Raw genomic sequence first — 11,834 nt, forward strand, 5'->3', positions numbered from 1 at the left:
TTCTTGCAGTTATCGTAGAATCGCGCTATCGCTGACCATGCACGTTCAGCAGCAGACTGTCTAGCCATTGAATTGAGTTCATCGGCAAAAGGAAATTCAGCAGATAGTACCGCGCAATATTTATTAATGTCATATCTGCCAATATTTTTATTATCCATCCAGTAGCGCAAGCACTTATTTTGGATGAATTGACTAGTGCGTATGGCTTCGTCAATAGCGCTATACTGTTTTTTTTTCCCCTTAACTTTGAACTCGTAAACAATCATGGTGTCGACCAGTTAACCACTAACTTATGTTAATACTTCTCACATAAGTTAGCCAAATTTATTTGGCATATTCGCTTATATCCTCCGGTTGGAAACCGAGGGTTTTACGCATCACACTTCATAAGCCGACTCCAACAAACCAGGCCTCAAAGCAGTATGCACCCTCTATCGCACAACCAATAATCACCCCACTCAAATCATTCTCTCTCATCCTCTGCGTTTCCCTTTGCGCGACGGCAGTCGCTACAACGGGGGGAACCCCCGCAACGCGCTGCCTCCCCTCTGCGTTTAAAAATCTTTCACAAATTCTGTTAAGAACCTGAATGCTTTCAAAATATAACTAGCGCAATCTCTAGGAGAAGTGTTGTAAAACGATCGCCATGCACTAGCTTTATCTTCATCATAGCGATCGCTGCGATGAGTATGATTTTCTAGCCACGCCAATCGCACTGCATGACCAATTAACACATCCAACACGATATATTCTTCAATTTGCAGCTTGGGATTATTAGCTGCGATCGCAGCTAATTCTATTAATGCTTCAATATTAACTTGGCGATATTCTGGAGCTTCGATTTTATTCAGCAAATGCTCAACTAACAGAGCAAAATTTCTTTCCCCGGCTGTCATTTCCGACAGCATTATCTCACTATCTAAACGATTGCGGCGCTCTAATTTATCGCCAATTACTAGACCCTTGCAATGTTGCATTAATAGCCAAACTTGTTTAAAAAACTCTTTTGGTACGCGCCCCGTTGCACCCTCGGCTTGGCGAAATCGCCGCCAACCGCCTGGGGGAACTTCTATTCCTTCTCCTATCGCTGGTGAGACTACCCAAGCAATATCACTTTCTTTTTGCTTGACGTGCAGTGATTCTTGCTGGCGTAACAGGTTACTCATGCCAGTATATCCAGTTAATACCTGACGCAAGCGCATTTTTACTTCAAAGGGTGAAAGTTGCATTAAGTAATCGTATGCTTCATCTTGAGTAACATGTAATTCCCGCGCTAGTTCGCTGGTGATCAATAAGATAAGATAGCCGACTCTCAGCGTTAGTAGTCCCTGAAATAGTTCGGGTTCTGAGCGAATTAAGATGCCAAGATAGATTAAAATCTCTTGGGTAAGGACGCGATCGCGTATATCTTCACGACAAAAATGATTAATTTTATCGGCTATTTCATCGTGGGACATGGGTACGGTAATCAAGGACGCTTCACTGTAAGCTTTACCCACAGCAATTTGCTTACCCCGTACCAAAATACTCGTGACTGCATCTGATAGGCTGATATCAACCATTTGGCGTAACCCAGCAGCCCGCCGTACCACTGCCCAAATACCTAAATCTCCAGCTTTGGTGTAAACTTCATCTAGTAAATCGCCTACGGTGACGCGATATCCTGGGCCACCGTACCCTGTATCAAATTCCATTCCCTGTAAGCGAGTTAAAGTTTGCAATAACTCAATTTGCTCGTAGATGTTCTCTGATGAGCGCAAATGAGAAAGTAATAAACCAAAGTTGGTTTCACACTCCATTTGAAATTCTTGGGTATGTCCTAAGCGCCAGTTTTTCCCAGGATGATAAGCTAGATAATAGCAACGTGGGCTAGCATTTTTCACTGGCGATCGCGAGAATTCTGCATTGGGAAGAAAATCAATTCTTTGGATTCCAGCTGTTAGCATTAGCTGATTTAGCCGCCCTAATTTCACTCGCACACCGTTACAAACACCATCTTTCAGTTCTTGCATCAATTCTAGTAATGCTGCCGAACCTGCCTCTAACATGGTGTGCGTCAACATTAAAGTCAAAGTGGGACGCCCTAAATCGCTCCAATATTTTTGAATGTAAGCTAGTTCACTTCTAATTTGATCTAGCAAAAAATGGTAATCAAGAGTTAAGTAAAACTGCTGAGAGTCTGAAAATGAAGGCAAAAAGACAATTGTTTCACCACTAATCCGAAAGATTCTAGATGTTGTTAAACTCCGCAACCGCCGCACTGGCCGCCCAGTTAAACCAAGTTTATCGTTACGTCCAATTTGGGTATAAATAGCTGAAAATTCTCCAGCTTTTCTCACCTGAATCGGTTCTACTTGGGTAGGCGTTTGTGCTTCAATACCGTGAACTTCTAGTTTTTTCTGTAAATCTTCATCTTCTGCTAATAAGGCAATTTGTACCAATGCTTCGCGCTGTTTGCCCACACATAAATGTCTTCCCAAAGGATCGATGTCACCAACCGCCAGTAAACCTTCGCTCAACATTTGACTGAGAAAATATAAACTCTGCGCCCACACCAAGGGAATATTTTCATTGGGCAAACGTGGTTGCGTTTGGGGTGCTAACTTTTCTGCCTCTATGTTTTCTGCTGGAACATAATAAAGTTCTGGCAATAAACGCAAACCATCTTGTTCTATGAGTAATGATTCTAAAAGCTCTTGGTATTTTTTAACTTGTTCTTGTTCGCCACGAAATAATCCATCTAGAACTAAATAAGTGAAAAATAACGGCCATTCGCATTCAATATGTTCAAATTGCTTGAGTTCCCACGGTTCGTAGTGTAAGCGGTGATTATCTTCTAAAACGGTTTGGTGTCCATCACGCAAAAAGCGTTTGCAACCGTATTTGCCTGCGAGTTTATTGATAATATCGTTTAAAGTGCGATCGCGTAACTCCAAATCTTCCACTGCAAAGGCAGGATAACTAATAATACTTAACAGCGCTGCATCAATTTCTTTGGAACCAGATTCCCTCGGTAATAAGGATTCTAGAGTAATCCGGGCGCGGGCAATTTCATCTGGTAGCACATGAATTACCGATGCTTGACTACCACGCACACCAAATAAATCCAGTCCGTTGATAGCTTCTAAAGCAGCTTTTGCCATACCTACAGAACTGGCATTTAACTCAGCACTACCACGATTAATTTTATTACCACGTTCCCAAATGCCGTAATCTGGTGTGCGGTAAGCTCGTCCAATGTAATAAACTAAATTTTGGACGAAATTCACTTCATCAATCGTATAGATTATTTGCAATCCCGCAGCAGTCATTTGCCCCAACATCAGTAAAAATATAGATGTGGCATCCAGTTGCAAATGTCCCCATTCGTTATCACCAACAACAATGTCACCGGTTGCGGTATTGTATTTGGCGTGCAATCCATCTAGTAGCGACTGAGTATGTTTAAATGTCTCTACTTTATGAGCTTGTCGCATCATTGCAAATAGCAACCCACGCATCAGTTTGATGACACTGTGTTCTAATTCATAGGTGCGTCCTTTGTCGTCATCAATCTTGCGGTATGCAAGTCCTAAACCCCAAACTGCCAAAATGCTGTAAACGTTGTCTCGCACCCAGGCATCTGTATAATCGCCGTGGGCTGTAATCGCTGTACTCGCAGGTAGTAAACCAGTAATTGGATTCTGCCGAGTCAGGATAATCGTTTTGATTTGCTGGTAGTAATAGTCCAGGCGAGCTAGCAATTTGGTAGATGTTTTCATGATTTGGTTCAGAACTACTTGCAAAATTTGACCCTGTGACTGTCAAGTGAATTACCTAAACCAAGCCAGAATAAGTTCTGTAATGGTTGATGGGACAACAGCTAAGAGTGGTGTGAGTTTATTATTATCTCCTGTTCATACGCCTCTGGGTACTTAATTTTAGCGATCGCAAATTAAAATATGATATTTGTTCAAACCTTCATTACTACTTATAAGATTTTATACCTGCCTTTACATAATTTCTGATAATTCTAAAGAAGGATCAAAAATCTTTCAAAAGAGGCAACATGAGCTAAAAAAATATTGACTAAATTATAGGTATAAAAGCCTTTTAACACAAAATAACTCTGTAGAAAAGGAGATTAATTATGTCTCTGCGTTACAACGAAAATCATGCTCTCTTGGTAAAAGTAGTTTATTCCCAAGTTAAAGTTAACGGTAAAATTGAGCTAGTACCATTGGAGCTATACGCTGATGGTTCGCTTAAGCGGTGTATTGGGTGAAAATTAGGAATTAAGCGTTAGGAACTGTCTATATATCAGTTCTTCTTGAGAGCTATTAAGCTGATGCGCCTCTAAAGTATATAAACACTCTTGATGGTCGTTAACAGTCATCAGTCATTAGGTAAATGTACAAATTAAATGCGTAACAGCTTATCTCTACTTTTCACTCTAGATAAGTGAAGTTAAGACTGGTAAATACCGAGTTATTGCCGATATGGGAGCGATTGCTTTATACCTGCTCTCCTGCACGCGCCAACCAATGGCTGCTAGCAGTGGATTGCATCTGAAGCGATGCCTAGGTTGGGCTACGCCTACGCCAAAGCTCAAACACATTACCGCAACTATGAAGTCAAACCTGCTAACTCATTTCTGATTCTTAGTCGTCCAGGTGACTATGCATGAAGTTGCTTGATACGAATTACTACTTATTAATGTTGTAAATATTTTAACTATGTAAATTTTGCGAGTAAATTCGTTGATTGGCTTGACATAGCTTGTAGTAGTAGTAAAATCTACTTTAAGTGACACGAGAATTTCCTGAAACTCAGGGTAATTACATTACTTGCTAATGAAGAATATCACAGTTACTGAAGGCTAATATTCAGTATCTACCGGAGAGTGCTATTCCGGGTTAGGATGATGACTAGCGATGGCTTAATTTAAATATCGATATTGAATTGTTGAAATTTTATGGGCAATAGTCCACCAGATGGCAGTATCAACCTCCTCTGAGCTGGCGAGGAAGTCTCCCAGCGCGGGGGAGACTTAGGAGATATATCTCATGCTCACACAAGATATTCGTGATTTGCTGACTGATACTACCGATTTAAACCAATTGAAATGGGATTTAAATCGCTTGCAACCTGTGGATGTGGGAGAATACATTACACAATTGCCTGAGAAACAACGCGCGATCGCATTCCGTTTACTCAACAAAGCTCAGGCAATTGATGTATTTGAATATCTGCCCACAGAGGTGCAGGAAGAACTAATTAATTCTCTGCATGATGTCCAGGTAGTGCAACTTGTAGAAGCGATGAGTCCTGACGAACGGGCAGAATTGTTTGATGAATTACCTGCTGGGGTAATCAAACGGTTATTACAAGAACTTAGTCCAGAACAAAGGCAAGCAACAGCAACAATTCTCGGCTATCCAGAAGGCACTGCTGGGCGGGTGATGACAACTGAGTATGTCCGGTTGCGTCAAGGATTGACTGTAGGTGAAGCCCTGAGCAAAATTCGCCGTCAAGACCAAGACAAGGAGTCGATTTACTACGCCTACGTCACAGACGATAACCGGACATTGGTGAGAGTAGTTTCACTGCGCCAATTGCTGTTTACCTTTCCCGATGTTTTCATCAAGGATATTGCTAGCGATCGCGTCATCAAAGTTAGAACTGAAACCCCTCAAGAAGAGGTGGCGCGAATCATGCAGCGCTACGACTTAATTGCTATCCCCGTGGTTGATCGGGAAGACCGATTGGTTGGCATCGTCACCATTGATGATGTGATGGATATTTTGCAAGAGGAAGCCACAGAAGATATTCAAAAACTGGCGGGTGTAAGCGGTGATGAAGCTGCTTTGTCCTCTCCCTTGCTCACTATCCGTAACCGCTTGCCTTGGTTGTTAGGCATCATGGCAATGTATATTGGTGCAGCCAGTGCGATCGCGCCTTTCCAATCTGTAATTGCCGCAGTGCCAGTTCTAGCAGTCATCATGCCAATTTTTTCTAACACTGGTGGCACTGTTGGAATTCAATCATTAACGGTGACAATCCGCGGCTTAGGGGTGGGTGAGGTAACACCCAAAGATACCTTGAAAATTCTCCGCAAAGAACTTCTAGCAGGATTAGGCACAGCCGTAGTTTTAGCTATGACGATGATGCTGCTTTCCTTAATTTGGGCACGACCCCAAGAGCGATGGGTGGCTTTAATTGCCGGCATGGTAATGGCAACTAATACAATTGTGGCTGTTACACTTGGCACTTTACTGCCAATGGGTTTGAAACGACTGAAGCTTGACCCTGCCTTGGTTAGTGGCCCTTTAGTAACTACAATGCTAGATACAATTGGGTTTTTAACATTCCTCACCCTGATTTCTGGTGCTTTGAATGTTTTTCATTTACCAACTTAATCGACGTTTATATAGTAGGGGTATACAGCTGTGCACTCCTACCGAATATTCAATCAAACTATATAAATCCTTCATGCTGTAGAGAACAGATAGCTAATTTGATAGAAGACAGGTGATATCATTTCCTCTGCATATGTAAATTAAAAAGGTGTAGAGACGCGACCGCTCGGATCTCTATGCAGGAAACTGATTGCTATTTATGCCTACTACTACCTGGAATCGTCATCACATTCTTTCCTTAGCTGACTTCACTACCGCTGAATACGATACTGTTTTGCAAACTGCTGCTAGTTTTCAAGAGGTACTATCACGGCGGACGAAGAAAGTGCCAACTTTGCAGGGACAGGTGGTGGCGAATTTATTTTTTGAATCTTCTACGCGCACTCGCAGCAGTTTTGAACTCGCCGCGAAACGCTTAAGTGCAGATACACTGAACTTCGCCGCAGCCACTTCCTCAATGACTAAGGGAGAGACAATTCTCGACACGGCAAAGACCTATTTGGCCATGGGAACTGATATTATGGTAGTCCGCCATCGAGAGGCAGGAGTACCGAATGCGATCGCAGCTGAAATGGATCGTTTAGGTGTACGAGTTAGTGTTCTCAATGCTGGTGATGGTCAACATGAGCATCCTTCTCAAGCACTGCTAGATTTATTTACCATTTGTACGCTAATTGATCCAGCTAGTCCCCGACTGGAACTTTTAAAGGGAAAAAAGATTGCTATTGTTGGGGATATTCTCCATTCTCGCGTGGCGCGATCGAATATTTGGAGTTTAATTGCTAGTGGTGCCGAAGTGCATCTTGCAGCACCACCTACACTTTTACCCAAGTTATTTGCCGAGTATATCTCTGAAGAGTCAGGAGCTAGGAGTCAAGAGTCAGAAGTCAGGAGTTATTCCCCCAATCCCCAACTTTTTCTCCACTGGCAGCTAGAACCAGCTTTGCAGAATGCTGATTTTGTCATGACTTTGCGCTTGCAAAAGGAACGTATGACGGCTCATTTGCTGCCAAGTTTGCGAGAATATCATCAGCTATTTGGTATTACACGCACAAAGCTGCAACTTTGTAAACCTAACGTCAAAGTTTTACATCCAGGCCCAGTTAATCGTGGTGTTGAAATTAGTTCTGAATTGATGGATGACCCAGAATTTAGTCTCATTCAATCGCAAGTTACTAGTGGTGTCGCCGTTCGTATGGCGCTGCTGTATTTGTTAGGTAGTGGCAAAGCTTAATATAATTTCCGTTTGCATACTTCTTCTAAGATAATAGGTTGGGTTGAGCGGAAGCGTTACCCAACAAAGGCTTAATAATGTTGTGTTCTTCTACGGGTCTACGTTTCTCAAATGCCACTTGCTACCCTGCGGGAACGCTAAAAGCGTAGCTTGCTTTCCCGTAGAGGTACAAGTCGGGAAACCCGGTGTTAGCGCCTGGCTCCCCAACCTACGCCAGTTTTAGTTTATAACCTTAACCCAAGTGTATTGACTGATATTATCCATTCAGGTTGGTAATCAGTAGTGAAAGTTGGGTATAATTTGCAATTCCTAATATTATTCCCAACTTATTCCCTGCGGACTAGCTTACGGAAGAATACTTAATCTTAAAGAAATTATGTATTCCTCCGATCGCATGAGGACAGAATTCTCAAATTTTGGGACACTGGAATCGTAGAAGTCAAGAATCTAATGACTTTTAGAAGTGTCGGAGGTAAATATGAAACCAATCTTTTTGACGGCAGCCGCCTTACTTAGTACGCTATCTCTAGCTGCTCCCCTTTCCGTCAAAGCAGAAAACTCCGCCCCTGTCCGGCGCTTGCTGGAAACTAGAGAATGTTTCGGATGTAATTTAACAGGAGCAAACCTTAAAGGCGCTCATCTGATAGGTGTTGACCTGAGAAATGCAAATCTAAAAGGAGCTAATCTCGAAGGTGCTAACTTAGAAGGTGCTGATTTAACTGGTGCAAATTTGAAATCTGCTAATCTCACAGATGCCTTTGTCAGTGGTACTAGCCTAAATAATGCTAATCTCACCAATGTTGATTTGAGTAATGCGCATTTATATAATACTGAAGTAGATGGCGCAATTTTGGCTAATATTGATTTAAGCGGCGCTGACGTATTTAATACTGCCATTAGCGTCGGTGGTGAATATTAATGATGATTCATGATGTAAAAGTCATGAGTTAAGAGTTAAATTCAACTCCTAACTCTGCACTTTCTAAGTTTTACTCACCAGTAATTGATAGTTCATTAACCCAGATTTTAGGACAAACTCCTCCTGGCGTTAACTCTGCTTCTTTTTCTACATAAATAATTGACTTTAAGAGTTCCAAGAAATCACCAGCAACAGTTGCTGACTCTATACTTGTCCTGACACCCTTGTTAACTAGCCAACCATCAAACGGCAAAGAAAACGAGCCTTGTAAGGATTTAACTCCAGCATGGAGAGCCTGTAAATCATCAATAAAAATCACATTTTCAGCAGTTTCTAAACTCAACTCTTCTTCAGGAGTTGCTGTTGTAAAAACGTGATAAAAATTGGGGCTAACACTGACTTTTGCACCAATACTTGCATTACCTGTTGGCTGGGCATTGAACCTTTTGGCAGTGCCTGCACTGTGGAGAAAACCTGTTAAAACGCCATTTTCAATCAGCGAAACCTGACGAGTAGGAGTTCCTTCACCATCAAAACTTTCTGCGCCTACGTTAGCTGGGTGCAGTGCATCATCATAAACTGAAAGCAGAGGGGTAGCAATTTCCTTACCTAAATCATCAGGAGTAGATAAGCTTTGGTTGTCCAAAATACTTTGGGCATTGAATAAGTTAGAAAAACCACCTAACAGACTTAAGAAAGCTTCCGGTGAGAAAACAACTCGATATTTACCAGTCTGAATTTTTTCATAATTCAAGTGACTGATAGTTTTATCTGCGGTTTCTTTGATGCAACCATTGATGTCTAGATTATCTAAACTTTGGTTGATTCTAAAAGCGCCTGCACTACGAGGCTTTTTTCCTTCTTCCTCAGTTTTACTGTAAAGATAAACTGATGCTAAGGAGTGAGATTCAGTTCTCACAGCCCCGTCACTATTTAGATAAAACCTGTCAATATCCCTTTGCGATAACCCATTATAAGGCACACCTTTAATTGCTGGATGAGCTGCCAATAATTCTTTTTCAGCTATTAACAATCTTTCTATGAGTTCAGCAACAGGTGCTTGGGGTGTCTTATCCTGAGGTTTATTTGAAATAGGAACAGTAGCTTCTGGACTAAAATCAGGAACATTTTCCTTAACACCAAAGAAACTGGCTTCGTAGGCAGTTTTCAAAGCTAATTCCAGTCCTTTAGAATCTACATCTGTGGTGCTAGTGACACCCATTGTATTATCTTCATTCCAGACGCGAACAGTAACACCAGAGCGATTTGAGGCTTTTACTTGTTTTGGCTCACCTTGGTCTACTTGCACGCTAGTATCATCTACTGTTGAGCCATAAATGTCGAATTTCTTAATGCCAAGTTTATCAGCATTGTCCTTGGCAGAATTTGCAATTTCATTGATATTCGGCATAGTCAATTTTTAATTTGGGATTTTTTCGCTCCCTGCTTCAGCCTGGGAGTTTAGTCTAATACTGGAAGGCTTCTGCCTCCTAGATAAATAAGTGGCAGAGGCACAAGGAAGGAATTTCCAGATATAACCTGGAAGTTGATGAGGTTATCGTCCACCTACGGTAATAGAATCAACCTTGATATGGGGTTGTCCTACTGTGGTGTAAATACTGCCACTAACAGAGCCACAAAAACCTGGTGCAATTTCCAAATCTTGGGAACACATAGAAATTTTATTCATAATTTCCTTGGCTTCACCGATAAGAATTGCACCCTTCAATGGTTTGGTGATTTTGCCATTTTCAATCAAATAAGCTTCATCAACACCAAAATTAAATTGACCTGTAGCACCAACACTTCCGCCACCCATCTTTTTACAGTAAATACCTTTATCAACAGAGGTAAATAAATCATCAATGCTATATTCGCCAGAATCAATATAAGTATTACGCATCCGGCTAGCAGCAGCAAAGGTATAATTTTGGCGGCGTCCACTTCCAGTTCTGGGGTGTCCGGTGCGTGCTGAACCTGTTCTATCTGCTAAAAAGTTTTTGAGAACGCCTTTTTCAATTAATAAGGTTCTTTGAGCAGGCATACCTTCGTCATCCATGTCAATTGTCCCGAAGGCATTTTCAGACCGCCCTTCATCCCAGGCTGTCAAACTTTCGTGGGCAATTTTTTCGCCTTTTTTGTCAGCAAAGGGAGTGGTATTGCGTTCAATTTGAGTGGTTTCTAGCAGGTGTCCGCAGGCTTCGTGGAAGATTACGCCGCCAAAGTGATTGGCCATAATGATGGGGTAAGTACCCGATTCCACGTAATCTGCGTAGAGCATTTTTCCAGCAGATTCTGCTATTTTCTCAGCCGCTTGTTGAGAATCCCAAGTTCTCAAGAAGTTGGCATCACTAGTATTACCTGCGCGTTCACCAATGGAAGCACGATTAGCACCATCAGCACACAACAGGTTAAATCCTACTGACTGGGTGAGGCGAATATCACGAGCGAAAGTGCCGTCACTGGCAGCGATTAAAACTTCTTGCCAATCCCGGAAATAGGTAGCACGGCGCGATTGGACATGGCTAGCTTTTTGCTTCAGGTTGGCAGTACCATCAAGGAGGACTTCTCCCATTTCCCGAATGGAGCTACACACTGGTAACCAGGCATCTTTGCCTCTTTTGGTGGCGTAATCTCTCAATAATTCCAGGTTTATTTCTGGGATGAAAGCTTTAGGAGCAGGTAGTTGCAATCCTAGAATAGAAAGACCTTTTTCTAAGGCTGCTTTCAAACCGGAAAAGGAAAGGTCATTGGTGCTGACGTAGCAATCGGCTTTGCCACGAAATACTCTGACTCCCGCACCTGTAGATAGACTGGGTGAAATACTAGTTATGGAGTCGTCTTCTGCAAGACAACTAATATAGTTGCGACGCTCTAAAAATAATTCAATAAAGTCAGCACCAGCGGCGCGTCCTAGTCCCAAGAGGGTAGCCAGAGGGGCTTCCCAGGTTTCATCGAAACGCTCTGGTGTGGAGGAATATTGGAGGGTGGGAAGTTGATTCGAGAGAAGTAGCGTACTTGTAAGCATGGGTAGCCTCGTCTGCTGGCGTAATTCAGAGATTTGACTGAAAAATCCTGGTCTGTTCAGTCTAACAAATCAGTGAAAGACACAGTTGGTAGAGAGGCAGTGTGGATTTCCCTCCTAAATAAGGGGCAAAATACCTTTGTCTAGTTAATTGAGATGGTAGCTGGATTTACGCTGCGCTGTACTAGAAGTTTGGGACTATATAAACAAAGCCCGCTTTTGCGGGCTGAGATTTTGATTGAGGATGATCGTGTAAAA

7 protein-coding genes and 1 pseudogene are annotated in these 11,834 nt (G+C 42.2%); 4 read left to right on the top strand and 4 right to left on the bottom strand.

What is annotated here, in order from left to right:
- Together H6G92_RS32635 and H6G92_RS32640 are read right to left on the bottom strand one after the other, a co-directional pair.
- Positions 1-266 (bottom strand): annotated as a pseudogene (locus H6G92_RS32635) (RNA-guided endonuclease TnpB family protein); the annotation flags it as partial.
- Between the two features lie 288 nt (positions 267-554).
- Positions 555-3,761, bottom strand: a complete 3,207-nt coding sequence (locus tag H6G92_RS32640) for a glycoside hydrolase family 15 protein (protein ID WP_190900215.1) — start codon at positions 3,759-3,761, stop codon at positions 555-557.
- Positions 3,762-4,129: 368 nt separating this feature from the next.
- Here H6G92_RS32640 and H6G92_RS40565 point away from each other — a divergent pair, with 368 nt between their 5' ends.
- The 4 genes from H6G92_RS40565 to H6G92_RS32655 all read left to right on the top strand — a co-directional run bounded on the left by H6G92_RS40565 (position 4,130) and on the right by H6G92_RS32655 (position 8,551).
- The gene (locus H6G92_RS40565) at positions 4,130-4,264 is read left to right on the top strand and encodes a hypothetical protein (protein ID WP_269141785.1); all 135 of its coding nucleotides are present in this window, start codon (positions 4,130-4,132) and stop codon (positions 4,262-4,264) included.
- 781 nt (positions 4,265-5,045) lie between these two features.
- A complete protein-coding gene (gene mgtE, locus H6G92_RS32645; protein ID WP_190900217.1) occupies positions 5,046-6,398 on the top strand; it encodes a magnesium transporter in 1,353 nt (450 codons plus the stop codon).
- 199 nt (positions 6,399-6,597) lie between these two features.
- Positions 6,598-7,632: an aspartate carbamoyltransferase catalytic subunit gene (locus H6G92_RS32650; protein ID WP_190900219.1), complete on the top strand. Its 1,035-nt coding sequence runs from the start codon at positions 6,598-6,600 to the stop codon at positions 7,630-7,632.
- A gap of 478 nt (positions 7,633-8,110) precedes the next feature.
- Entirely contained in the window at positions 8,111-8,551 is a 441-nt protein-coding gene (locus H6G92_RS32655) for a pentapeptide repeat-containing protein (protein WP_190900221.1), read from the top strand.
- Between the two features lie 70 nt (positions 8,552-8,621).
- Here H6G92_RS32655 and H6G92_RS32660 read toward each other — a convergent pair whose 3' ends face one another.
- Together H6G92_RS32660 and H6G92_RS32665 are read right to left on the bottom strand one after the other, a co-directional pair.
- Positions 8,622-9,962 (bottom strand): TldD/PmbA family protein, encoded by a 1,341-nt coding sequence (locus tag H6G92_RS32660; protein ID WP_190900223.1) that lies wholly within the window; start codon positions 9,960-9,962, stop codon positions 8,622-8,624.
- 144 nt (positions 9,963-10,106) lie between these two features.
- A complete protein-coding gene (locus H6G92_RS32665) occupies positions 10,107-11,579 on the bottom strand; it encodes a TldD/PmbA family protein (protein WP_190900225.1) in 1,473 nt (490 codons plus the stop codon).
- Positions 11,580-11,834 lie beyond the last annotated feature (255 nt).

The organism is Nostoc foliaceum FACHB-393, from assembly GCF_014698505.1.
Taxonomy (GTDB): Bacteria; Cyanobacteriota; Cyanobacteriia; order Cyanobacteriales; family Nostocaceae; genus Nostoc; species Nostoc foliaceum_A.

What these genes read in the sequence shown, in the direction of transcription:
- mgtE (WP_190900217.1), top strand. Translation starts at nt 5,046, where the DNA reads ATGCTCACACAAGATATTCGTGATTTGCTGACTGATACTACCGATTTA.
- H6G92_RS32665 (WP_190900225.1), bottom strand. Translation starts at nt 11,579, where the DNA reads ATGCTTACAAGTACGCTACTTCTCTCGAATCAACTTCCCACCCTCCAA.
- H6G92_RS32640 (WP_190900215.1), bottom strand. Translation starts at nt 3,761, where the DNA reads ATGAAAACATCTACCAAATTGCTAGCTCGCCTGGACTATTACTACCAG.
- H6G92_RS32655 (WP_190900221.1), top strand. Translation starts at nt 8,111, where the DNA reads ATGAAACCAATCTTTTTGACGGCAGCCGCCTTACTTAGTACGCTATCT.
- H6G92_RS32650 (WP_190900219.1), top strand. Translation starts at nt 6,598, where the DNA reads ATGCCTACTACTACCTGGAATCGTCATCACATTCTTTCCTTAGCTGAC.
- H6G92_RS40565 (WP_269141785.1), top strand. Translation starts at nt 4,130, where the DNA reads ATGTCTCTGCGTTACAACGAAAATCATGCTCTCTTGGTAAAAGTAGTT.
- H6G92_RS32660 (WP_190900223.1), bottom strand. Translation starts at nt 9,962, where the DNA reads ATGCCGAATATCAATGAAATTGCAAATTCTGCCAAGGACAATGCTGAT.